The sequence below is a fragment of the Corallococcus sp. AB030 genome (assembly GCF_003668965.1).
In the GTDB taxonomy this organism is placed as follows: Bacteria; Myxococcota; Myxococcia; order Myxococcales; family Myxococcaceae; genus Corallococcus; species Corallococcus exiguus.
In genome coordinates this window covers 33,216-54,818 of record NZ_RAWQ01000016.1, presented here as the reverse complement: position 1 = coordinate 54,818, position 21,603 = coordinate 33,216, and the positions used below count along the sequence as shown (strand labels likewise).

22 protein-coding genes are annotated in these 21,603 nt (G+C 69.8%); 8 read left to right on the top strand and 14 right to left on the bottom strand.

What is annotated here, in order from left to right; translation table 11 throughout:
* Positions 1 to 43: 43 nt before the first annotated feature.
* From D7Y15_RS06385 to D7Y15_RS06375, 3 genes are all read left to right on the top strand, one after another.
* Positions 44 to 793 (top strand): putative metal-binding motif-containing protein, encoded by a 750-nt coding sequence (locus D7Y15_RS06385; protein WP_121751996.1) that lies wholly within the window; start codon positions 44 to 46, stop codon positions 791 to 793.
* Positions 794 to 977: 184 nt separating this feature from the next.
* Complete coding sequence (locus tag D7Y15_RS06380; protein ID WP_121751995.1) at positions 978 to 1,946, top strand: Ig-like domain-containing protein; 969 nt, start codon at positions 978 to 980, stop codon at positions 1,944 to 1,946.
* Between the two features lie 128 nt (positions 1,947 to 2,074).
* Positions 2,075 to 2,611: a Uma2 family endonuclease gene (locus tag D7Y15_RS06375; RefSeq protein ID WP_120580398.1), complete on the top strand. Its 537-nt coding sequence runs from the start codon at positions 2,075 to 2,077 to the stop codon at positions 2,609 to 2,611.
* A 1-nt stretch (position 2,612) separates the two neighbouring features.
* On the opposite strand, the gene D7Y15_RS06370 is transcribed toward D7Y15_RS06375, so the two are convergent.
* Complete coding sequence (locus D7Y15_RS06370; protein WP_121751994.1) at positions 2,613 to 3,425, bottom strand: hypothetical protein; 813 nt, start codon at positions 3,423 to 3,425, stop codon at positions 2,613 to 2,615.
* Positions 3,422 to 5,887, bottom strand: a complete 2,466-nt coding sequence (locus D7Y15_RS06365; RefSeq protein ID WP_199745889.1) for a TonB-dependent receptor — start codon at positions 5,885 to 5,887, stop codon at positions 3,422 to 3,424. Before D7Y15_RS06365 ends, D7Y15_RS06370 begins: the two co-directional genes overlap by 4 nt.
* 117 nt (positions 5,888 to 6,004) lie before the next feature.
* Between D7Y15_RS06365 and D7Y15_RS06360 the strand changes: the two genes are divergently transcribed.
* Entirely contained in the window at positions 6,005 to 6,892 is an 888-nt protein-coding gene (locus tag D7Y15_RS06360) for a hypothetical protein (RefSeq protein ID WP_121751992.1), read from the top strand.
* A gap of 36 nt (positions 6,893 to 6,928) precedes the next feature.
* Here the strand turns inward: D7Y15_RS06360 and trxA are convergent, their stop codons facing one another.
* From trxA to D7Y15_RS06335, 5 genes are all read right to left on the bottom strand, one after another.
* The gene (trxA, locus tag D7Y15_RS06355; RefSeq protein WP_120595921.1) at positions 6,929 to 7,312 is read right to left on the bottom strand and encodes a thioredoxin; all 384 of its coding nucleotides are present in this window, start codon (positions 7,310 to 7,312) and stop codon (positions 6,929 to 6,931) included.
* Between the two features lie 9 nt (positions 7,313 to 7,321).
* A complete protein-coding gene (locus tag D7Y15_RS06350) occupies positions 7,322 to 7,645 on the bottom strand; it encodes an FKBP-type peptidyl-prolyl cis-trans isomerase (RefSeq protein WP_120595922.1) in 324 nt (107 codons plus the stop codon).
* Positions 7,646 to 7,812: 167 nt separating this feature from the next.
* A complete protein-coding gene (locus tag D7Y15_RS06345) occupies positions 7,813 to 8,958 on the bottom strand; it encodes a hypothetical protein (RefSeq protein ID WP_169821628.1) in 1,146 nt (381 codons plus the stop codon).
* A gap of 201 nt (positions 8,959 to 9,159) precedes the next feature.
* Positions 9,160 to 11,052, bottom strand: a complete 1,893-nt coding sequence (gene nadE / locus D7Y15_RS06340; RefSeq protein ID WP_121751990.1) for an NAD(+) synthase — start codon at positions 11,050 to 11,052, stop codon at positions 9,160 to 9,162.
* A 127-nt stretch (positions 11,053 to 11,179) separates the two neighbouring features.
* Complete coding sequence (locus D7Y15_RS06335) at positions 11,180 to 11,836, bottom strand: LON peptidase substrate-binding domain-containing protein (protein WP_120580390.1); 657 nt, start codon at positions 11,834 to 11,836, stop codon at positions 11,180 to 11,182.
* 117 nt (positions 11,837 to 11,953) lie between these two features.
* On the opposite strand from D7Y15_RS06335, the gene D7Y15_RS06330 reads away from it, so the two are divergent.
* On the top strand, positions 11,954 to 12,544 hold the full coding sequence (locus D7Y15_RS06330; RefSeq protein WP_121751989.1) for a YqaA family protein: 591 nt from the start codon (positions 11,954 to 11,956) through the stop codon (positions 12,542 to 12,544).
* A gap of 6 nt (positions 12,545 to 12,550) precedes the next feature.
* On the opposite strand, the gene D7Y15_RS06325 is transcribed toward D7Y15_RS06330, so the two are convergent.
* Positions 12,551 to 15,055, bottom strand: coding sequence for an ATP-binding protein (locus D7Y15_RS06325; RefSeq protein ID WP_367303440.1), 2,505 nt, complete (start codon positions 15,053 to 15,055; stop codon positions 12,551 to 12,553).
* A 211-nt stretch (positions 15,056 to 15,266) separates the two neighbouring features.
* Here D7Y15_RS06325 and D7Y15_RS06320 point away from each other — a divergent pair, with 211 nt between their 5' ends.
* Positions 15,267 to 15,533 carry a hypothetical protein gene (locus D7Y15_RS06320; RefSeq protein WP_121751987.1) on the top strand — a complete coding sequence of 89 codons (267 nt, stop codon included), beginning with the start codon at positions 15,267 to 15,269 and terminating at the stop codon, positions 15,531 to 15,533.
* A gap of 76 nt (positions 15,534 to 15,609) precedes the next feature.
* Here D7Y15_RS06320 and D7Y15_RS06315 read toward each other — a convergent pair whose 3' ends face one another.
* Positions 15,610 to 15,801, bottom strand: coding sequence for a hypothetical protein (locus D7Y15_RS06315; protein WP_120560974.1), 192 nt, complete (start codon positions 15,799 to 15,801; stop codon positions 15,610 to 15,612).
* A gap of 92 nt (positions 15,802 to 15,893) precedes the next feature.
* Entirely contained in the window at positions 15,894 to 16,100 is a 207-nt protein-coding gene (locus D7Y15_RS06310; protein WP_120547587.1) for a cold-shock protein, read from the bottom strand.
* A 355-nt stretch (positions 16,101 to 16,455) separates the two neighbouring features.
* Here D7Y15_RS06310 and D7Y15_RS06305 point away from each other — a divergent pair, with 355 nt between their 5' ends.
* The gene (locus tag D7Y15_RS06305) at positions 16,456 to 17,589 is read left to right on the top strand and encodes an acyl-CoA desaturase (RefSeq protein WP_121751986.1); all 1,134 of its coding nucleotides are present in this window, start codon (positions 16,456 to 16,458) and stop codon (positions 17,587 to 17,589) included.
* Positions 17,590 to 17,666: 77 nt separating this feature from the next.
* Here the strand turns inward: D7Y15_RS06305 and D7Y15_RS06300 are convergent, their stop codons facing one another.
* The 4 genes from D7Y15_RS06300 to D7Y15_RS06285 form a co-directional block, all read right to left on the bottom strand.
* Positions 17,667 to 18,326, bottom strand: a complete 660-nt coding sequence (locus D7Y15_RS06300; protein WP_121751985.1) for an HAD family hydrolase — start codon at positions 18,324 to 18,326, stop codon at positions 17,667 to 17,669.
* A 114-nt stretch (positions 18,327 to 18,440) separates the two neighbouring features.
* Positions 18,441 to 19,019: a biopolymer transporter ExbD gene (locus D7Y15_RS06295; protein ID WP_121751984.1), complete on the bottom strand. Its 579-nt coding sequence runs from the start codon at positions 19,017 to 19,019 to the stop codon at positions 18,441 to 18,443.
* Positions 19,020 to 19,037: 18 nt separating this feature from the next.
* Positions 19,038 to 19,526, bottom strand: a complete 489-nt coding sequence (locus D7Y15_RS06290) for a biopolymer transporter ExbD (protein WP_120574842.1) — start codon at positions 19,524 to 19,526, stop codon at positions 19,038 to 19,040.
* 154 nt (positions 19,527 to 19,680) lie between these two features.
* Positions 19,681 to 20,424 carry a MotA/TolQ/ExbB proton channel family protein gene (locus D7Y15_RS06285; RefSeq protein WP_121751983.1) on the bottom strand — a complete coding sequence of 248 codons (744 nt, stop codon included), beginning with the start codon at positions 20,422 to 20,424 and terminating at the stop codon, positions 19,681 to 19,683.
* A 314-nt stretch (positions 20,425 to 20,738) separates the two neighbouring features.
* On the opposite strand from D7Y15_RS06285, the gene D7Y15_RS06280 reads away from it, so the two are divergent.
* The gene (locus tag D7Y15_RS06280; RefSeq protein ID WP_121751982.1) at positions 20,739 to 21,599 is read left to right on the top strand and encodes a general secretion pathway protein GspE; all 861 of its coding nucleotides are present in this window, start codon (positions 20,739 to 20,741) and stop codon (positions 21,597 to 21,599) included.
* Positions 21,600 to 21,603 lie beyond the last annotated feature (4 nt).

The window sequence follows — 21,603 nt, the reverse complement described above, 5'->3', positions numbered from 1 at the left end:
GCCTGGCACCCCGCCGCGCCCGGCATCCCGAAAGGAAACACCCATGTTGAAGATGAAGCGCATCGCGCTGGGCGCGTTGTTGTCTCTCGGCCTGACGGCCTGCGGACCGATGGAGGAGGCGCCGGAGGCCTCCTTCGAGGCGCAGGATGCACAGGAGTTGGAGGCCGGTTGCACGTCGCTGGGCACGGGCATCACCACGCACGCGTGCACCCACTCCGGCAACCCCACGGACCACGTGTCCGTCACGGCGAGCGCCACGCGCGTCACCAGCGCGCCCGACATCAGCACGAAGCACAAGGCCTATGACCTGGCGCTGCCGTCCGGCGCCGAGGGCTCCGTGACGTACGTACCGGCCACCACCGGCTCATACGCGTTCTACCGGACGCAGAACGTGGCCTTCACCGTCGTCAACGGCGCCACCAGCGCCACGGTGCCCTCCACGCTGACGCACACCGTGTCGTCCTCGGGGTGCTCGCTCACGCACGTGTCCGTCTACGACCTGACGGCGGGCACGACGTACATCCTCGCGGCGGGGCCGGCGTCCGGCGACGCGCTCACCGTGGGGCCGGAGTTCCTCAACGACACGCGCACGCGCTACTACCAGGACGCGGACGGTGACGGGTACGGCAACAACTCCACGTCCGTCCTCACCGCGTGCACGCCGCCCGCCGGCTACACGACGCAGCGCTTCGACTGCAACGACACGCCGGGCTCCGGCGCCAGCATCAACCCGGGCGCCACTGAAATCTGTGGCAACGGCATCGACGACAACTGCGACGGGTCGCAGTGCTGACCGCGGTCCCCTGACGCGGGCCTGAACCGGTCCGCTCCCGCGCCGGAGCATCTCACCTCGGAACGGTGCTCCGGCGCGGGCCTTTCCCTGGAGGGCGCTCGATGACGCGCCTCCGTCACGTCTTTCCCCAACGCGGCTCACCGCTTCCGCCGCGGGCCTGCACCACCGCACGAAGGACTCCCCGATGCGTCCCTCCTCCGCCACCTTCTTGTTCGCCACCTGTGCCGCCCTCGCACTGAGCGGCTGCGATGACGACGCCCCCATCGTCACACCGGACGCGGGCACATCGACGGACGCGGGCTCTGACGCGGGCACCGGCACCGACGCGGGCACGACCGCGTCCACCGCTACCGTCACCACGTCCCATCCTTCCGAGGGCGAGACGGATGTCTACCCACTGGAGATGTACCTGGACGCGTCCGGACAGACGCCGGTCATCGCCTTCCGCAAGGTGCTGACGCTCACCTTCAGCGAGCCCATGGACCCGTCCGCCGCCCAGGTCACGCTGCACGACCGCACGGACACCACCGCCCCGGCCCGCGTCCTCACCGGCACCTGGTCCGAGGACGCGCGCACGCTCACCGTCACCGTGCCGCGCACCGAGGAGAGCACCCGGCCGCTGGAGGTCTCCACGCACCACGCCCTGGCGCTGGACGCGCTGAAGGACGCGGCCGGACGCGCGCTGTCACCAGCCACCGTGGGGCTGGGCGGCGACACCGCGCTGGACTTCACCACCGGCGAGCGGGACCCGGAGCTGGAGCACGCGTGCACGCACACGCTCGTCAACACGCCGGAGGCGGTCACCGCGGGACGCACGCCCTTCGACTTCCCGCCCGACACGCACACTGGCCACGCGCGCTACGACGTCACCCTGCGCCCGGGTGAGTCGGGCTTCGGTGGCTACACGGGCTTCATCTCCGACCCGGAGAACGCCGAGCACGTCACGCTCTACCTGAACCAGCAGGTCCCCACGAAGGTCACCAACGACACGGCGGGGACGGACGTGGCGTCGGTGCTCGCCCCCGCGCGGTTCATCTGCGCCGGCATCACGCACACGGTGACGTTCACGTCGGAGCCGGGGGATCAGATCCACCTGTTCCAGTTCGGTCCCGTGGCCACGGAGCACATCCAGTTCGTGCTGGAGCGCGAATAGCAATCCCCCTCAGCCCGAGGGGAGGGCGTGCGTCCACCAGGACAAGGTGGGCCACCCCGCCGGTCCAATGCCGCGTGAAGGTCTGCCCGCTACGGTGACGGTATCTCTCGGACCCGGAGGCCTCCCGCATGCGCCACGCCGCTCCCCGAAGGACGCTCGCCCCTCACGAGGAAGTGCAGACGTTGCCCCACTACCTGGTGGGCGAAGCACTGGATGGCATCCTCTACGTCTCGTCGCCACCCATCACGCGCAAGCAGGGCATGACGCCGCTCATGGGACGCGCGCCGGAGGGCTGGTGGTGGACCTCCGAGCCCCGGCTGCTGTTGGGCGAGGACGTGCTCGTCCCGGACCTGGCGGGCTGGATGAGCGGACGGCCGCCGACACTGCCGGATGGCTCGTTCATCGACCGCGTGCCGGATTGGGTCTGCGAGGTGCTTTCGCCCGCCACCGCGAAGCTGGACCTGACCATCAAGCTGCCGCGCTACGCCCGCGCGGGCATCCGACACGCGTGGATCATCAACCCCGTGCACCGCGTGGTGGAGGTGTTCCGCCAGGACCACGAGCGCTGGGTGCTGCTGAACACCTTCGTGAGCGAGGACCGCGTGCGCGCCGACCCCTTCGGCAAGGCGGACCTGGTGCTCGCGCCGTTCTGGACGCAGGTGTGAATCACACCGCGGGCTCCCACGCGCCCGTGAACGCGTCGAAGCGGCGCACGTTGACGCTCAGCGCCCGGTACACCTGGGTCTCCGTCCCCACGTCCACCGGCGTCCCATCCGCGGGCACCGTCAGCCGCTCGAAGCGCGCGCCGGTGAACCAACGGTGCGGCTGTGGCTCCAGGACGAAGAGGCCCTCGTCATCCAGGTCCACCTCGATGGGCACGAAGTCCACGCGCTGGAGCTCCACGGGCGGCGGGAAATCCATCGCGACGCGGAAGGGCACGCGCGCCGAGTCCTGGGTCGCGACGCCCTCCAGGAACAGGGAACGCCCCTGCATCACGTCCGCCTCCGCTCCCAGGGCGCTCGACGGCGGCTGGAGCAGCAGCGACAGCGACCGCGCCATGCCCGCGATGCCAGGAGAGCGCCCCAACACGCGCGCCTGCCCTGCGTCCGCGAGCAGGTCGAAGACCACTTCCCTGTCCCACTCGCCCAGCACGCGGCCCCCGGAGAAGAAGTCCCCTTCGTGCGCGTGCGCGGTGGGCAGCAGCACGTCTCCCACGCGGCGCAGCAGGGCCTGGGGCTGGAGGGGCGAGGCCTTCTCGAACAAGTAGATGGGCCCCAGCACCAGGCGCGCGGTGGTGAGCGTCACGCGCCAGCCGGTGTCGGTCGTGAAGGCGCCGACGGTGGACTCACCGGACGCGAGCGCCGTGCGCAGCCCCATGCGGAAGGTGATGCTCCGACCTCCAGTGCCGGACAGGCCACAGCCCGCCGCGAGCGCTCCGCCCAACATCCACGTGAAGGCACGACGCGAGTAGTGCTTCATGGCCGGTCCTCCTGGAGGTCCAGGTACACGGTGAGGGTGCCGCGCACGGTGCGGGGTGCACCGGCGGAGAAGTGGCGCGTGGCCAGCAGGGACGCGGGCGCGTCGGGGCCACGGAAGTTGGACACGTAGTTGAACTCGGACTCCCGCCAGCGCGCGTCCAGCAGGTTCTCCACGGACAGGCCCAGCTCCACGGCGCGCCAGCGCGCTCGGGCCGCCACGTCGAAGAGGAAGATGGACTCGCTGTAGCGATCCAACGGCAGGGGCTTGGGCCCGATGGCGCTGTGCCCCAGCGCCACGCTCCACCCCACCGGCTGCCGGGCCACGGTGGCCGTGCCCCGCCAAGACGCATCCACGCGCCCCAGCAGCTGCGGGATGTACGGCAACACCGCGCCGTCCCACAGCCTCCATGAGGGCGCCCCAGGCAACGGCTGCGTCGCGCGGGCCCACGCGAGGCTCGCCTGCACGTCCAGGTGTTGCTCCCAATGGAAGCGCGCGCTGCCGAACGCGCCCAGCCGCTGCGACGGGCCAATGGGCTGGTTGCGCCCCGTCGTCTCGCTGAACACCAGGTCCTGCGACACGCGCGTGGCGAACACCGCGCTCCGCAGCTCCAGCGAGGACCGACCGTCGCCCCACCGCCAGCCCAGGCCCGTCTCCCCGGATGTCACTCGCGCGTAGGGCGCGAACTCCGCGTCGGACAGGCCCGCCGCGTCGCTGGAGCGCGCCCCCAGGCCCGCGCTGGTCAGCCACGTGAGGCGCGGCGTCAGGCGCACCTCCACGCTGGCGCGAGGGCTGGCGAAGAAGCCGTAGGCCTCCACGGACTCCTCCGGGATGCGAGCCCCCTGCCGGTCCTCCGCCGGCCGGTTCAGGTCCTCCACGCCGAACAGGAACGTGTCCACGCGCACGCCACCGCGCAGCGTGAGCCACTCCAGCGGCGCGCCGCGCAGGGACAAGTACGCGCCCAGGTTCGTCACGCGCACCTGGTTGTCGAACACGGTGGCGTAGGGCGCGCCGCCCTTGTCGCGCAGGCGCCGCGCGCGGGTGTGCACGTTGTCGTAGCGGGCCACGTAGCCCAGCTCCACCGGCTGCGGCTGCCCCCACCAGGTGAGGCCCGGCGTGTAGCGGCCGCGCAGGCCCACGGTGGTGCCCTGATAGGACTGCTCCGTGTTGTCGCCGCGCTGGGCCTCGCCGATGGGAGGCGTGTCCTGGAGGAAGCCGGTGAAGTTCTCGCGGCTGCGCATCTGCCGGGCGATGGCGAAGGCCTGCTGCACGAAGCGGCCCCCACGCTCCAGCCGGGACGTCAGCTCCACGGAAGCCATGTAGCGCTGGCTCCCGCCGCCCTGGTTCGGGTCGTAGAGGCAGAAGAACTGCGAGTCCGCATCCGGCTCACACGGCAGCCGCGCGTCCACGACGTCCGTCTCCCGCACCACGCCCGCGGAGCCATAGCGCGCGCCGTAGCTCGCGCCGAACAGGCGCAGCTTCGTCTCCGGGCCCAGGCGCAGCTCCGTCTGGGCCATCAGGCCCGCGTTCGCGTATGCGCGGTTGGGGCCGAAGCCGTGCCCCTGGCGCAGCAGCACGCCGACGAAGGTGGCGGCGGTGGACTCGGGCGGGCCCCACACCAGGGACAACCGGCGCGACGCGAAGCTGCCGTAGCTGGCGGACGCGGTGATGCCCCGCTGTTCCAGCCCCAGTTGGTACTCCACGGTGCCCGCCACGCCGAAGTCGCCCTGGGACGGATCATACGGGCCCTCCGTCACGCGCAGGGACTGCACCAGCTCCGGGATGATGAAGTACGTGTCCGCGTAGCCGTGACCGTGGGCGTTGGAGACCTCGTTGAGGGGCACCCCGTCCAGGCGGATCTCCACGTCCTTGCCTTCGCCCGCGTCGAAGCCGCGCAGGTAGACGGTCTCCGCGTGCCCTTCCCCGCCGTGGTTGGCCAGCATCACCCCCGGCGCCAGCAGCATCAGGTCCGTGGCCGAGTTGCGAGGCACATCCGCCAGCTGCCCCACCGTGATGTGGAAGTCGCCCACCGCGACCGGAGGCGGAGCGGCGGACTGCCCCCGCACCGTGGTGGAGAACGCGGGCGGCTCCGGCTTCGGAGGGGGCGCGGGCTCCTCCACCTCCACCTCCACCACAGGCGACGAGGCCACCGGCTCGAACATCACCGGCACGTCCACTCGCACCTCCAGCGGTTCTTCTCCCTGGCGCGCGGGCTCGAAGCGCCAACGCAGGGCCGCCGCCATCGCGGCCCGGTCGAACGCGGTGCCCCCGGACTCCTGGACCTCCACCTGGGACACCTCGCCCCCGCTGTCGATGGTCAGCCGCAGCAACACCCGCACGGCCTCCGTCAACGGCGGGACGTCCGCCGGCATCACGGGCGGCGGTGCCTCCACGGGAACGGGCGGCGTCACGGGCGCTTCGGGCGACGCGCTCAACAGCCAGAGCACCAGCGTCGGGATGAACACGGGCAACGACCTCGGCCTTCGGGGCCCACCCGGCACGGGCAGCCTTTCCAACGGCCGTCCGTGGATATCGCAACCCAGACTTGACTTGCAACATGGTTACAAATACCAACCGGATGCATGAACCGACGAAGCAAGTGGACCCGGGGTCTGCTGCCAGGCGCGCTGGCGCTCATGGCCTCCGGCTGCGGTGACGCCGTGGCGCGGGGCGACGTGCGGGTGTCGTTGAGCGGCGGGGACGGCACGCAGCGCGGCTACGCGGATCACCTCTTCCAGGACGGCTGGTCCGTGCAGTTCACGAAGTACCTGGTGTCCCTGGGCGACTTCACCCTCACCTCCGCGGCCGGCGACGTGCACGCGACGACGGAGCACCTGCTGGTGGACGTGCAGAAGGGGGACGTGCCGCTCACCGGCCTCACGGGCCTGGAGGCGGGGCGCTACGGCGTGGCCTTCCGCGTGAGCCCCCCGGAGGCACGCACCGTGGCGGGCACGTCCGTGTCCGCGGAGGACCTGACGATGATGCGCGAGCGCGGCTTCAGCTACTTCGTGGAGGGCCGCGCGCAGAACCGCGACCCCACGCTGGGCCTCTACACCTTCCGCATGGGCTTCCCCGTCGACGCGCGGATGGTGGACTGCATCAACGGCGTGGACGGCACCCAGGGCATCGTCGTGCCGGAGAGCTCCATGGCGGAGGCGGAGGTCACCATCCACGCCGAGCACATGTTCTACGACCGGCTGGGCACCCACCGCGGCGTGCAGCTGCGCTTCGAGGCCATCGCCGCCACCGCGGACGCGAACCACGCCATCACGCCGGAGGGACTGGCGTCTCAGGAACTGCTCGACCTGCGCGGGCTGGACGGCGGAGAGCTGCGAGACGCCCAGGGCCAGCCTGTCGTCTACCAGCCCGGAGCCTACGCCCTGCGCACGCTCCAGGAGTTCGTCACCCAGAGCATCGTGGATCAGGCGCACCTCAACGGCGGCGGAGTCTGCACCGTCGCCGCGCCGTAGGGCCTCCCCGTCACGCGGGAAGGCCCCGGCGGGACCTCAGGCCTTGGGCGCTTCCTTCGCGGCGCGCTGCGCTTCGACCTCGCGCTTCACGTCGTCCATGTTCAGCGCGCGGACCTGCCGCAAGAGGTCCTCCAGCGCCGCCGCCGGCATCGCGCCCGGCTGCTCGAACAGGAGGATGCCGTCCCGGAACACCATCAGCGTGGGGATGGAACGGATCTCGAAAGCACCAGACAGCTCCGGCTGCGCGTCGGTGTCGATCTTCCCGAACACGACGTCCGCGTGCTTGGTGGAGGTGCTCTCGAAGATGGGTGCGAACGCGCGGCAGGGACCACACCAGGTCGCCCACCAGTCCAGGATGACGATGCCGCTCTTGCCCACCGTCTCCTTGAAATTGTCCTTCGTGATTTCGAGCGTCGCCATGAAGTCCTCCTACCGAACGTCCAACAGCTCCACCTCGAACAAGAGGGTGGCGTTGGGGGGAATCACACCGGCCGCGCCGCGCGAGCCGTAGCCCAGCTCCGGCGGGATGGTGAGCTTGCGGACGCCGCCCACCTTCATGCCCGCGACGCCCTGGTCCCAGCCCTGGATGACCTGGCCCGCGCCCAGCCCGAAGGTGAAGCCCTGACCGCGGTCCCGGCTGCTGTCGAACTTCTTGCCGTCCGTGAGGGTGCCCACGTAGTGCACCGTCACCCGCTTGCCCGCGACCGCTTCCGTCCCGGTCCCGACCTTCACGTCTTCCACTCCCAAGCTCATGCCAGGCTCCTCAAGGCGGGAATCCGCCCTTGGAAAGATGCGCACTCTAATGCCGGGCGCAGCCTCCCGCCTCCCTGAATGCCCCGCCCCGGACCGGAATAAAAGTGACGGCGGGGCTCCGGATGATTCCGGATACCCCGCCGTCAGCGCCTGCCATGGACTTCAGGTCAGAACGTGCCACCCACGTTCAGCGTGGTCGTGTAGCTACCGCCGCCCGACGGGTCGCCGCCGCCCGGATCGATGTCCGGAGCGAACTGCTTGTCGAACAGGAAGTTGTAGTAGCCACGCAGGTCCGCGGTGAAGTGGCCGAAGTGGCCGCGCACGCCCACGCCCGCCGGGACGTTGCCCACGGTGTCGTCGCTGTAGCCGAGCGCCTCACCGCCGCGGAAGTGGTAGTTGCTGATGCCGATGCCGCCCAGCAGGTACGGCTGCACCGCCGTCGGCGTGATGGCGAGCGTCAGGGCCGCCTGGCCACCGTTGCGCACCAGGTCCGGACCGTCATCCGCGCCCAAGGAGCCGGCGTTCTTGATGTTGTTCAAGGCGCCGGAGTAGCCGACTTCAACACCCAGCACGGACGTCGGCTTGAGCGACGCCGTCACGGCCGCGGAGGGGCCGGGGGCAAGCTGCGGAGCCAGGGCGCCGGTGTAACCTTCCACACCGCCACCGATGAGGAGCGTCAGGCCCTTCTTGTCGCTCTTGCTCTTCTTCTCCACCTCCAGCGGCTGCACTTCCTCATTGGCTGACGCCGAGGGCTGGTAGCTCGTGGGAGGCGGCGTGGTCACTCCGCTGCCGCCCGTGGCCTCATGGCCGTACGGCGCGCTCTCGCTCTGGCTCATGCCGCCGCTGCTCGTGCCGGACGGAGGCGGAGGCGGAGCAGGAGGCGCCGCCGCGGGAGGCGGCGCCGGGGGAGGCGGCGCGATCGGTTCGTTCTGCGGCATGGTGCCGCTGGAGCCACTGCCGCCCACCCCTTGCGGGTTCACCGGCTCGCAGCGCATCGGCGTGTTCAGGTAGACCACGCCGCTGCCGCCCGTGCCGCTGGAGCCGCTCAGGTCCTTGCTGCTCTTCGAGGAGTCATTGATCGACCCGGACGAGCCGCTGCCGCCCGTGCCCTGAAGCGATTCATCCACCGGCGCCTCCTCGATAACGAGGTCCTCCTCCTGGACCCCACCCTGAGAGGATTGCGCCGTCGTGTCCTTGTTCTGCGTGTCCTTGGGAACAGCGGCCTGCCCTGGAGGGCAATCCTTCTCCGCCGCACCCGCGCCCGTCCCATACATGAGCGCCGCGATGGCGCCCGCCAGAATCTTCGCTTTCATCCAACCCTCCATCGTCGACTGACTGACATGAAGGTTGTCTTGAGCGGGACATCCGGCAAGCCTTGCGCGGACCGTCAAAGACAGCTGGCCTGCCCGCCTGCCCCCCAAAGGTGAAGGCGTGGTTTCAGAGCCACTTCACGGGGACGGAGGGCTCGGACGCCCCCCTATCCACCGTCAAAAACAGACATCCATCAACATCCGTCAGGCTTTGCGCAGCCAGGCCGAACCGGTGACGACAGGCAATTGCAGCGCGCGCTCACGGTCCAGATCCAGATTGCCGATGTGCAGCGACAGCGGCGCCTGCACCCACTTGTAGATGGACTGATGGAACAGGCGCACGAAGCGGTCCACGTACCCGCCCAGCCGGTCCGCATCCACCTCCGGGAACATCGCGGTGAGCGCGGTGCGCATCTCCGACGGGGTGAGCTTCTCGCCCGCGTGCAGGTAGAAGCACGCGTCCAGGATGGGGAAGGGCATGAGTTCCTCCTCACCCACCTGATCATGCGCCAGCTCCGGACCGGCGGGCTTGGCCAGCACCTTGCGGATGCCCTCGTAGCCGGTGGTCTCCTGCAGGTAGTCCAGCAGGTACATCACCACCGTCTTGGGCACGTTGGCGATGACCGCGAGCGCGCCCATCAGGTCGCCGCCGATGGTGGTGTAGCCCACGGACTTCTCGCTCATGTTGCCCGTCTGCAGGAACAGGCCGCCGCAGGAGTTGCTCCAGTTCCACATGCGCTGGGCGCGGATGCGGGCCTGGATGTTCTGCTCGGTGATGGGGGTGAGCTTCGTCTCGCCCAGCATCGTCTGGGCGGCGGCCTTCTCCCGCTCGAAGGCCTCTTCGATGGAGACCACCTGGAAGGGCACGCCCAATTCGCGCGCGATGGTCTCCGCCGCGTCGCGCGTCTGCTGACTGGAGTACGGGCTGGGCATGTAGAACGCCTGGATGAGCGAGCCCGGGTTGTCCGGCCGCGCGCGCTTCGCGTACCGGTGCGCGACGAGCAGCGTGAGCAGCGAGTCCCGTCCGCCCGACAGCGCGATGCCGAACAGCTTGAAGGCGCGCGTCTTCTCGAAGTAGTCGCCCACGCCCAGCGACAGCGCGTCCAGGATGTCCTCGCACAGCGCCACGCGCGCGGTGCGGCGGGTGTCCGGCGCGGGCAGGAAGAAGCTGCGGTGCGCGGGCACGGGATACGTCAGCTTCTGGCGCTGCGTCTTCACCGCCTGCGTGCAGTCCAGGGTGGGCACCTTCCTGCCACCGGCCGTCACCCAGTCCTCGCGGTCCACGCGCCAGGTGGTGTTCTCCGTGCGCAGGCGCAGCGTGCGGTCCAGGTCCACCACGGCGGAGCTGAAGCCCTGCTGGAAGCGCGGCGTCTCCAGCACGTGGCGGCCGTTCTGGTTGATGAAGCCGCCGCCGTCGAAGATGAGGCCGTCGTTGCTGCCCACCGCGTTCGCGTACGCGATGGTGACCTGGTGGTCGGACGCGCGCGTGGCGATGAGCTCGCGGCGCGTCTCCCAGAAGCCCAGCCGGAAGGGGGACGCGGACAGGTTCACCACCAGCTCGCCGCCGGAGTACGCGCGCCGGCGCATGGGGCCGTCCGCGCTCCAGATGTCCTCGCACACCTCCGGCGCCAGCGTGCCGAAGTCGAACTGGAAGAGGGAGTCACCCAGCGGCACGCCCCGGTGCGTCTCCGCCATGCCCGGCTGGCCGTGGCCGAAGGTGCGGCCCTCGTAGAAGACGTTGTACGTGGGCAGCTTCTCCTTCGGCACCAGGCCCAGGACCTTGCCGCCCGCCACCACCGCGGCGCAGTTGAGGCGCACGCCCTGGTGGGCCACGCCCACGCCCAGGATGCTCACCAGCGGCAGCGCCGCGGTCTCCCTCGCGAAGCGCTCCAGCTCCGGCCACTGGTGGTCGATGAAGCCCTGCCACTGGACCAGGTCCTCCGCGGGGTAGCCGGCAATCACCTGTTCGGGGAAGACGCCCAGCGTGACGTCGTCCGCCGCCATCTTCCTCGCCAGGTCCAGCACCCGGTCGGTGTTCGCCTGGAAGGCGCCCACGGTGGTGTTGACGCTGGCGATGCCAATCTTCACGAGCCGCATGGTGCGTCGCTCTCCCTCAAGAAGGCGTGACGCCCCCGAGCAATGCGCGCATGGGGGGGCCAGGGCAAGCGGATGATGCGGCCCCGGGCCCCGGGGCGTTCAGTTCCCCCGCCGGGAGGGCCTCTGGCTAGTTCAGCGGTCCGCTGGGGCGCACCGGCTGCAACTGGCTCAAGAGGTCGCTCACGTCCACCAGCACCTGCTCCAGGCGGCGGCGCACGTCCAGTTCGCCCAGCAGCTCCTGGCGCCGTCCGGGCTCCGGCACCAGCGCGGACGCCACCACGTCCGCCAGCATCCCCCCACCGGCGCGGGCGGCCACCGGCAGCAGGCTCTCCGCGAACGAGGGCGGCACCCTGCCCGCCAGCTCGAAGACGGCCTGGCGCAGCTGCTCCTCCTCCGGCCCGGTGTAGAGCGGATCCGCCAGCACCTGGGCGCGCACCTGGCGGTAGAGCGTGTCCGGCGACAGCTCCTTCACCATCTGTACGCGGCTGACGCCCTGCAGGAGGATGTTGTAGCGCCCGTCCTCCACCTGTTCGTCCCAGACGATGACGCCCGCGCACATCAGGGGTTGCAGCGGGGGACGGCCCTCGTAGTTGCCCTCCCAGCCCGGCTCCAGCTGGCCCAGCGCCAGCACCCGGTCCGTGGCGAGGGCGTCCTTCACCAGCGCCCGGTAGCGCGGCTCGAAGATGTGCAGGGGAATCACGGTGTGCGGGAACAGGACCGCCGACGGCAGGGGAAACACCTTCAGCGCACCGGCGGCGCGTTCCACGGTTTCTTGTGCGGTCATGGTCACCCTTCCCCGTGTGTAAGCCCCCGGGGCATGGGGCGCATTCCAATCAGGCAGGCGCCCGGGCCCGGGGTCCCGGTGGCAAGGGCCCCGGGTTCCGCTAGGGTGCGCCCCCGAATGTCCTCTACCGAGCCTTCCCCCCAGACCTCCCCGGCCTCCCCGGCCGCTGACGCCCCGAAGCTGTCCTGGTACCGCCGGCTGTACCTGCGCGTGGAGGCCGCCTCCTCCACCCCGCACGCGCTCGCCACGATGATGGCGGTGTCGGTGGTGGATGGCTCCGTCTTCCCCATCCCGCCCTTCGCGGTGCTGGTCCCCATGGTCCTGGCCCAGCCGAAGAAGTGGGTGCGCTACTGCCTGCTGGGCACCCTGGCGAGCCTGGTGGGCGGCCTCATCGGCTACGGCCTGGGGGCGTTCGTGGGCGAGGGCATCACGCAGCTGCTGCACATCGACCTGAACGTGCGAGTGGACCGCTTCGGCGTGTCCGGCACGGTGGGCGAGCTGCTGGGCCAGAACTTCTGGGTGCTGGCGCTCCTGTGCTCCATCCTGCCCACGCCGTTCAAGATCGTCGCCATCGGCAGCGGCCTGGTGTCGGTGCCGCTGGAGCGCTTCCTGCTGGCGTCCATCATCGGCCGCTCGGTGCGCTTCTTCCTGGTGGGCGGAGTGGTGCGCTTCTTCGGCCCCACCGCGCGCAAGTGGCTGCGCGTCTGAGCTGACTCAGCGGGCCTGGCCGCGGCGCGTACCGCCCACCGCCAGCTTTGGGGCGCTGCCCTCCAGCACCGCCTCCACCGTGGACAGCAGCACGTCCGGGCGCACCGGCTTCTCCAGCACCTGGAGGGCCACCGTCTCCACGAACGCGCGCGCCTCCGGGGATGACGCACCTCCGGAGATGAACACCATCCGAGACGCCAGCGCGGGCGCCTCCTGCTGGAGCCACCGGTACACCGCGATGCCGTCCATGCCCGGCATCTGAAGGTCGCACAGCACCACGTCGAAGGACTCGCCCGCGGCCACCTTCGCCAGCGCGTCCTCGCCGCGCGTGACGGTGACGACCTCGTGGGCAGGCTCCAGGAGCAGGCGCATGGACTGCGCCAGCCGGGGCTCGTCGTCCACGATGAGCACCCGCCCGCGCCGCCCGGAGGCCGCCGGCTCCGGCCCCGACAGCTCCGGTGTCGGCTCCGGAGACAGCTCCGGTGAAGCCTCCTCGCCGCGCGCCACCGCGTGCAGCGACGGCGGACTCCCCGCGCTCTGCACGGGCGCGGGCGGCAGGAGCAGCGTGAAGGTGGCGCCCTGGCCCGGCACGCTGTGCACGCTCAGTTCGCCCCCGTGCGTGCGGACAATCTGCTGACAGATGGCGAGCCCCAGGCCGGTGCCCTCGTCGCTCCCCTTGGTGGTGAAGAACGGGTCGAAGATGCGCGGCAGCACGTCCGGCGGGATGCCGCCACCCGTGTCCTCCACCTCCACGCGCGCATGGCCGGACGCGTCCGTGCGGGTGCGCACGCGCACCTCGTGGCGGCCAGGGTCCCCTTCCGGGATGGCCTGCAGGGCGTTCACCAGCAGGTTGAGCAACACCTGCCCCAACCGCGCCTCGCTGCCCATCACGCGCGGCACCGGTCCGAAGTCCTCCACCAGCCGCGCGCGCGAGCGCAGGGCGTGAAGCACCACGCGCACCGCGGGCGGCACCAGCGCGTTCAGGTCCACCAGTCCACGCTCCGGCGCGTCCTCGCGGCTGAACACCTGCAGGTCCCGGACGATGAGGCGGATGCGCTCCGCGCCCTCCTGGGCCCCGCGCACGCTGGAGAGCGCGTCGCGCACCCCAGACGGAGGCTGCGCCCCTTCCGCCGCGAGGCTCGCCGCCAGATTCTTCCGGGCGGCCTCCAGGTTCAGCGCCAGGTAGGCCAGGGGGTTGTTGATTTCATGGCCCACGCCCGCGGCCAGCGTGCCCACGGCCGCCACGCGCTCGGCGGCCACCAGCCGCGCCTGCAGCTCCTTGGTCGCGGTGACGTCGCGGTGGGTCGCCACGAAGTGCGTCACGGCCTGGCCGTTGGCGCGCACCGGGGACAGCTGCATCTCGCTCCACACCCGCGTGCCGTCCGGCCGCGTCAGCACCACCTCCGCGCGCAGCGAACGCTCCTCGCGCAGCGCCTCCAACAGCCGCTGCCGGTCCCCGCCGTCCGCGGACGCCAGCAGCTCCCCGGGCGCCGCGCCGACGAGCTCCTCGCGCCGCCGGCCCACCAGCGCGCACAGGGCCTCGTTGACGAAGACGGTGTGAAGGCCGCCCGACTCGCGCACCTCGCAGATGAGCACGCCCTCGTGCACCGCGCGCACGGTGGTGGCCAACAACTCCAGCAACTCCACCGCCTGGCGGCGCTCCGCGCGCGCCGCCGCGAGCAGCAGGCCCGTCAGCGCGGTGATGCCGATGAAGAGCTGCAGCACCACCAGCCCCCGGTGCGGCAGGTCCACCGTGAAGAACGGGCCCAGCTCCCGCGCCGTGCCGGCGATGGCCGCCAGCGCGATGGAGAGCGAGGACAGCGCCGCCCCCCGCTGCCCGAAGCCCAGGGCCGCCCAGGCCATCAGCGGGAAGAGCAGGAACGTCATCGCGTGCGCCGCGCCGGAGCCCGGCCGAGGGAAGGCGAAGACGCCCACGCACACCATCACCGTCAGCGCCGTGAGCAGCAGCGCTTCCCACGAGCGCGCCATGCGCCGCGGCCTGCGCAAGAGCAGCACCGGTGTCACCAGCAGCATGCCCAGCAGGTCCGCCATCCACCACAGCCAGCCGGAAGCGCCCCACTGCTGGGCGGGCACCACCCCGCCCAGCACGAGCCCCAGCGTGCCCAGCCCAGAGCCCAGGAGCGCTCCCAGCCCCGCGCCCGCGCCCAGCCACACCACGTCGCGCACGCGGTGCAGCTCCCTCGCGCCCCCCATCCGTTGGAACAGCAGCGCCGGCAGCACCGCCTCCAGCGTGGAGCCCAGCACGACGGACAGCCCCACCCCCGGGGTCACCCCCATGGCGTACGCCACCGCGCCCGCGCCCAGCGCCACCGCGGGCCAGCGCGACACGCCCAGGAGCAGCAGCCCACCCAGGGCGACGCCCGACGGCAACCACACGGGACAGATGTGGCTCTGCTCCGCGGCCAGCGACAGGGCCACTCTCGCGGCCACCAGGTACACCGCCGCCAGCGCGAGGACCTCCACGAGGCCCCGGACCGGGAACGCCGCCACACGGGCCTGAGGACGACCTTGGATGATGAATCCCCCCGTCCCTTCCAGGCCGTGACACCAGGGCCGGAGGAACATGCGTCATGCTAGCGGGGACCGCAGTGCGTTGCACCCCATCCGCCAGGACGCCCGCCCGGCGGGCAGGCGGTGTCCGGCAGGGGATGCAATGGACACCCTTGGGGGCCGTAGGAAGGGGCAAGGAGGAACGAAATCCATGTCGCGTCCCGGTCTTGCTGCGCTGCTGTCGTTCTTCATCCCCGGCGTGGGGCAGATCTACAACGGTGACATCCTGCGCGGGGTCTTCTGGCTCATCATCACCCCCGGCTTCTGGCTGGGCACGGGCGGCATCCTCGGCTGGGTGTGCCACGTCATCGCCGCGGCCACCGCCTACAACCGCGCCGAGGACAAGGAGCGGATGAGATACGGCATGGGCTGGTCACGCGATTCCGGAGCTCGGGAGCCCGAACGAGCGCGGACATGAAAAAGGGGCCCACCGGCCCCTTGCCCACCGCCGCCCCGGTGCCCTCATGGGCCGGGGCGGTGTCGTTGCATCAACCTCAGGTGTTGAACGCGTCGGGCAACGGCTGCGGGCCCGGGATGATACCGGCGATGTCGGGATCTTCTTCGCCCGGCCCGCGAGTCGGACGCTGGTCCTTCTCGGTCTTGCGCCCGGCCTTCTTGGCGTCCTTCTCGCGCTGCTTCTGCGCGCGCGCCATCTCCTTCTGCCGCTTCGTGGACCTTCCCTGCATGGAACCTCCTGGAAAACATTGGCCGAAAAAGAGGCCCGGCCCCGTCAAGGCCGGACCTCGTGGATGCGTGAAGAGCAGCCGAGCCGGTAGGCTCAGCCGACCGGGCGGACGTTCTCCGCCTGGAGCCCCTTGGGGCCCTTCTTCACCTCGAACTCCACCTTCTGGCCCTCGGCCAGGGTGCGGAAGCCGTCCGACTGGATGGCCGTGTGATGGCAGAACACGTCCGGACCACCGCTGTCCTGCGTGATGAAACCAAAGCCCTTCGCATCATTGAACCACTTCACCGTACCACTTGCCATGATCTGCTTCCTTGTCCCACTGGCAACCCTGCGAAATCGCCGGACTGCCCGCCCCCATATTTTGGGGCGAAGACCGCGCCTTAACCCTGAACAGGCATGAAGTCGAGCCGGGAACCACTCCCGGTCTCCCTCACGCCGACGAAGGTAACAACCTCGATCTCGGGGTGAAACGCCTTCTCGGGGCGGTACATTTCCCGCTGGCTGACGCTCCAGGCAACCAGGGGTAACAGGTTTCGGGTCCGGCGGTGTTTTGGAATAGTTTCTACCCCCGAACACTTCCGCCTGGACGTGTCCTATCGTGGAGCCCGCCGTACCGCTCCACCCTGCCGTCCCCTCCCGTGAGGCGTCCCTCCCAGTGACAAACCCGACCCGTGTGACCTTTGGCCAGCGCGATGCCTCCTTCGCGGAAGACCTGAAGCGGCGCGTCTCCGAGTACTTCGAGACCCGGAACCTCTCGCAGCGGGCCAACAAGGCCATGTACGTGAAGGCCCTCTCCATCATGGGCTTCACGGGGGGCGTCTACGGCCTGCTGCTCAGCGGCCACTTCAACGCCTGGGGCATGCTGGGCCTGGCGGTGCTGATGGGCGTGGCCATCGCGGGCATCGGCTTCTGCATCGGCCATGACGGCGTGCACGGCTCCTACAGCGACGACGCGCGGGCGAACGCGGTGGTGGGCCTCGCGTTCGACGTCATCGGGGCGAACAGCTACATGTGGCGCATCACCCACAACGTCCTCCACCACACCTACACCAACATCCAGGGCATGGACGAGGACCTGACGGTGAGCCCGCAGCTGCGGCTGTCGCCGCACAGCGAGTGGAAGGCGTACCACCGCTTCCAGCACCTGTACGCGTTCGTGGCCTACTCGCTGACCACCGTCTTCTGGGTGTTCGCCAAGGACTACAAGTACTTCTTCCAGAAGGACCTGGGCCCCTACAAGGACAAGAAGCACGCGCCGGCCGAGTGGGCCCGCCTGATTGCGATGAAGGCCGTGTACTACGGCTGGACGCTGGTGATTCCGTGGCTGGTGCTGGACGTGACCTGGTGGCAGTTCGTGGTGGGGCAGCTGGCCATGCACATGACGGCGGGCTTCATCCTGGGCATCGTCTTCCAGTTGGCCCACGTGGTGGAGGACGCGGAGTTCCCCCTGCCTGACACGGAGGGCAAGGTGGAGGACGCGTGGATGGTGCACCAGCTGCGCACCACCGCGAACTTCGCCCGCAAGAACCGCCTGCTGAGCTGGTACGTGGGCGGGCTCAACTTCCAGGTGGAGCACCACCTGTTCCCCAAGGTGTGCAGCATCCACTACCCGGCCCTGAGCGAAATCGTGCAGGCCACCGCCCACGAGCACGGCCTGCCCTACATCGAGGCGAAGACCTTCCGCAGCGCCGTGGCGTCGCACTACCGGATGCTCAAGATGCTGAGCCGCCCGCCCGCGGTGGACGCAGCCGCGGAGCAGTCCAAGTCGAACCTCGCCGTGGCCGCCTGATCCACGAAGCCACCTTGCGGTAACCCAGGGGCCGTTCTCCTTACGCTCACGCGAAGGAGGCGGCCCCTTCCGCTTTCTCAGGGGGCCGCGGTCCGGAGCGCGGCCAGCAGCTCGCCCGCCGAGGAGACCACCGCGCGAGCCCCGTGCGCGTGCAGCTCCTCCGCCGTGCGGAAGCCCCAGGTGACGCCCACGCCGTACATGCCCGCGGCCTTCGCGGTGTCCATGTCCACGGAGGTGTCCCCCACGAAGCCGCACGCGTCCGGCGCCACGCCCAGCTCCGCCGCCAGGGCCAGCGCCGCGGTGGGGTCCGGCTTGCGCGGGATGCCCGGCCGCTCGCCGTATACGGCCGTGAACGTCACCCCCGGCAGGAGCCGCGCCGCCAGCCGCTTCACGAAGTCGTCGGACTTGTTGCTGAGCACGCCCAGCCGGATGCCTTCCGCCGCCAGCTCCGCGAGCGCGGCCTCCACGCCCGGGTAGGCGCACGTCCGGTCGAACAGGTGGGTGTCGTAGTAGGCGTGGTAGGTGGCCAGCACCTGCCCCTGGAGCGCGGCCGGCGCGCTGGCCGTGGCCCGCTCCGCGAGCTTCGCCACGCCCTCCCCCACGAAGCGCAGGTAGGCGGCCTCCGGGTGCGGCGGCAGGCCGTGCTGCGTGAGCGCGTGGTTCATCGCCGTGGCGATGTCCCCCAGCGAGTCCACCAGCGTCCCATCCAGGTCGAAGAGCACGGCGCGCAGGCGCATGACGGCGGAGAGCCTTTCTTTGCAAAAACGCGAACGCCCCGACCCATGCAGGGTCAGGGCGTCTTTTGTAAAGCGCGGATCCCGGAACCGGCCGGGATCCGCCGCGAAGCTTTGTTACGGGGCGGCGGCGGCGGTCTTCTCACCGGCCGCGGCGCCACCGGCCTGGATGACGGCGAAGTTGATGTTGTTGTAGCCGGCCGTGGCGCAGCTGAACATCACCCGCTTGATGACCTTGAACTGAACGTCCTTGTTGGCCTGGATGTTGACGTCACCCTTGAAGGTTTCGCCACCGCCGGCCATGGAGTGCAGGTCCTCGAACTGCTTCTTCATGTCCCGCAGCTTCTCTTCCAGCGCGGGGATGTTGAGGTACTCGTCCTTGGTGAGGTCCTCCACCCGGCCCACGATGGTGCCCGACACGCTGACCTGGTCGTTGGACACCATCACCACCGGGTGCATCTCCACTTCCTTCACGTTGACGGCTTCGGGAAGGACGATGTCCTTGGTCATCATCAGCACCTCGCCCGTCGCGGAGAAGTTCGCGATGAGGAAGAGCACGATGATGACGAACATGTCGACGAGTGGGGTGATGAGCAGGTCCGCGTTGCCGTTCTTCTTGCCGTGACCGCCGTGGCCGAAGACCTTGGAGTGCTCCAGCCGCTTGCCGTACCGCTTACCGGGAACCTTGATGCCCATGGCTTGGGTGCTCTCCTGTTAGCCCATCGCCGCGGAGACCGACACCTGGGGCAACCCGGAGCCGATGCACTCGTCGATGATGCGGACCAGGTCCTCGTAGCGGACCAGGTCCTCGGTCTGAAGGGTGATGGCGGACTGGTCCGGCAGCTGCGCCTTCAACTCCTTGAAGCGCGCCACCAGCTTGGTCAGGTCCGGCCGGCCCTTGTCATCCCGGGTGAGGGGAATGGGGTCGAAGGAGCTCTGGTCGGCGGTGAGGCGCATCTCCGTGGCGGACACCAGGAGGGTGAGCTGGACCGTCTTGGTCTTCTCCTCCTCCTGCTGTTCGTCCGTGGAGGCCCCGCCGGCCTGCGACACCTGGAGACGGCCAATCTGGGTCCAGACCGCCGTCATGATGAGGAAGCTGATGGTCACTGCCATCAGGTCGATGAAGGGCACCATGTTGATGGCGGTATCGAGCGGCTTCTTGCCACCCTTCCCACCTGTGCCCAGGTCCATTCCGCCGGCCATGGCGACTACCTCCCTGCTCTACCGCGCTCTTCGCGCACGAACGACGTTCAAGAAGACTCTGGGAACGGACGCGCCTGTCTGGGTCCACCACTTCGGGGCTACCAGACAGCGCGCCGGTACATCCGGTTCCAAACCGGCGCTGCCGTGAGGAGAACTACTCCTCGGCGTGCGCGTGGGCGGACGCGGGGATGTTCAGGTTCTTGAACTTGTCGCGGTTGGCCACGATGAGGTTCAGCACGGAGACGCTGGTCTCGTTGATGTCGTTGATGAGGCCCTGGGTGCGGCCCATCAGCACGGAGAAGGCGATCAGCGCCGGGATGGCCGTGAGCAGACCGAAGCCCGTGCAGTTCATGGCTTCCGAGATGCCGTTCGCCAGAATGGTCGCCTTGTCGGCCGGGTTCACGTTCGCCACGGCCTCGAAGCAGGTGATGAGACCGTTCACCGTGCCCAGGAGGCCGGCGAGCATCGCCGCGTTGCCGAGCATCGCCAGGTAGCCCGTACGAGCCTCCAGGCGGGGCGTCTCACGCAGGCTGGCCTCGTCGAGCGCCGCCTGGACCTCTTCCTGGCCCTTCGGCACGTTCATCAGACCGGCCTTGATGACGTTGGTCAGCGGCGTGTTCTTCTGGCCGGCCACGTAGTTGATGGCCTTGTCCAGGTCGCCCGCGTAGATGTGCTTCTTCAGGCCGCGCAGGAAGCCTTCCTTGTTGATGGAGGCCTTGCCGAACAGGACGATGCTGCGCTCGATGATGATGGAGAGCGCGACCACCAGGCAGACCGCGATGGGGTACATGCCGGCCTGACCGGATTCCCAGCGGCGCCCCAGCTCCTGCAGGAAGGTCTCATTGCTTCCGCCGGCGTTGGCGAGAACGGACAGATTGGCTACGAACCCCAGGTTCATCACGGAAAGCCTCCAGATGGGCGGCGCGGCGCGCGCTTGCGAGCCGTTCCGCACTGCTACCGGCCGGGTGGACATCCACCCAGGTCAGCAGCAGGAATTTTGGATCACGGTGGCGCCGAGTCTAGGAACCGCTCCCAGGCGTGTCAAGGCAGGCACCCTCAGCGTTAGTTACTGAAATCTCACAGGAATTTTGCGTTGGCTCGCGGCTTGCCAAGTCGCTCCACAGGGCAAGTACCAGGCCCTTTCCAGCGGCTTGCGCAACAGGCGTGCCAGCGATTTGGGCACCTTCGGGTGACGTGTTAGGCGGGGAAACCATGGCCAGGAAGCGCATTGGTGAGCTGCTCGTGGAGCGCGGCGCGATCACCCCGGAGCAGTTGGAGGCGGGGCTCGCGGCGCAGCGGCAGACGCGGCAGCGGTTGGGCGTGACGCTCATCGGTCAGGGCGCCATCACGGAGGCCACGCTCGCGCAGGCGCTGAGCGAGGCGCTGGGGATGCCGCAGGTGGACCTGGCGGCGATCACCCCGGACTGGGCGGCGGTGCACCTGCTGCGCGCGCGCTTCTGCGAACAGCACGACCTGTTCCCCTACGCGTTGGAGAGCGTGGGCGGCAAGCGCCAGCTGGTGGTGGCCATGGCTGATCCGCTGAACATCACAGCCATTGAAGAGATTGAGTTCACCAGCGGACTGAAGGTCAGCGGCCGGGTGACGGCGCTGTCCGCGGTGCGCGGCGCCATCCTGCGCTACTACCACAAGGTCCCCGTGGCCACGGGTCCCCGCCCCGCTCCGGCGCGTCCGCCCGCAAGGGCCGCTCCGGCGCCCGCGCGGCCGGCCGTGGTGGAGGACGACGAGGAGGTCATCGTCGGCGAGGAGCTGCCCGCGTCGGAGAAGACGCAGCGCACGTCGTTGGCGGACCTCATCCGCGAGCGCGAGGAGCAGGCGAAGCGCAAGCGCGGCGGCGCGGTGGACAAGGGCAAGCCGCGGGCTCCGGCGTCCGGTGGGGGCGGCGTGCTGGACGACCTGGACTACCTCTTCGGCCAGGCGGCGCGCGAGGAGCCGGACCGGCTGGAGGAGCTGGAGCGCCGCTTCTGGGCGCTGATGCGCATCATGGCGCGCAAGGGCCTGCTCACGAACGAGGAGTTCCGGCGCGAGCTGGACGACGAGAGCGGCGAGGGCTGAAGCG

Excerpts from the sequence above, each read along its gene's own strand:
- D7Y15_RS06385 (WP_121751996.1), top strand. The coding sequence starts at position 44 with ATGTTGAAGATGAAGCGCATCGCGCTGGGCGCGTTGTTGTCTCTCGGC.
- D7Y15_RS06380 (WP_121751995.1), top strand. The coding sequence starts at position 978 with ATGCGTCCCTCCTCCGCCACCTTCTTGTTCGCCACCTGTGCCGCCCTC.
- D7Y15_RS06375 (WP_120580398.1), top strand. The coding sequence starts at position 2,075 with ATGCGCCACGCCGCTCCCCGAAGGACGCTCGCCCCTCACGAGGAAGTG.
- D7Y15_RS06370 (WP_121751994.1), bottom strand. The coding sequence starts at position 3,425 with ATGAAGCACTACTCGCGTCGTGCCTTCACGTGGATGTTGGGCGGAGCG.
- D7Y15_RS06360 (WP_121751992.1), top strand. The coding sequence starts at position 6,005 with ATGAACCGACGAAGCAAGTGGACCCGGGGTCTGCTGCCAGGCGCGCTG.
- trxA (WP_120595921.1), bottom strand. The coding sequence starts at position 7,312 with ATGGCGACGCTCGAAATCACGAAGGACAATTTCAAGGAGACGGTGGGC.
- D7Y15_RS06350 (WP_120595922.1), bottom strand. The coding sequence starts at position 7,645 with ATGAGCTTGGGAGTGGAAGACGTGAAGGTCGGGACCGGGACGGAAGCG.
- D7Y15_RS06345 (WP_169821628.1), bottom strand. The coding sequence starts at position 8,958 with ATGAAAGCGAAGATTCTGGCGGGCGCCATCGCGGCGCTCATGTATGGG.
- nadE (WP_121751990.1), bottom strand. The coding sequence starts at position 11,052 with ATGCGGCTCGTGAAGATTGGCATCGCCAGCGTCAACACCACCGTGGGC.
- D7Y15_RS06335 (WP_120580390.1), bottom strand. The coding sequence starts at position 11,836 with ATGACCGCACAAGAAACCGTGGAACGCGCCGCCGGTGCGCTGAAGGTG.
- D7Y15_RS06330 (WP_121751989.1), top strand. The coding sequence starts at position 11,954 with ATGTCCTCTACCGAGCCTTCCCCCCAGACCTCCCCGGCCTCCCCGGCC.
- D7Y15_RS06320 (WP_121751987.1), top strand. The coding sequence starts at position 15,267 with ATGTCGCGTCCCGGTCTTGCTGCGCTGCTGTCGTTCTTCATCCCCGGC.
- D7Y15_RS06315 (WP_120560974.1), bottom strand. The coding sequence starts at position 15,801 with ATGCAGGGAAGGTCCACGAAGCGGCAGAAGGAGATGGCGCGCGCGCAG.
- D7Y15_RS06310 (WP_120547587.1), bottom strand. The coding sequence starts at position 16,100 with ATGGCAAGTGGTACGGTGAAGTGGTTCAATGATGCGAAGGGCTTTGGT.
- D7Y15_RS06300 (WP_121751985.1), bottom strand. The coding sequence starts at position 18,326 with ATGCGCCTGCGCGCCGTGCTCTTCGACCTGGATGGGACGCTGGTGGAC.
- D7Y15_RS06295 (WP_121751984.1), bottom strand. The coding sequence starts at position 19,019 with ATGGGCATCAAGGTTCCCGGTAAGCGGTACGGCAAGCGGCTGGAGCAC.
- D7Y15_RS06290 (WP_120574842.1), bottom strand. The coding sequence starts at position 19,526 with ATGGCCGGCGGAATGGACCTGGGCACAGGTGGGAAGGGTGGCAAGAAG.
- D7Y15_RS06285 (WP_121751983.1), bottom strand. The coding sequence starts at position 20,424 with ATGAACCTGGGGTTCGTAGCCAATCTGTCCGTTCTCGCCAACGCCGGC.
- D7Y15_RS06280 (WP_121751982.1), top strand. The coding sequence starts at position 20,739 with ATGGCCAGGAAGCGCATTGGTGAGCTGCTCGTGGAGCGCGGCGCGATC.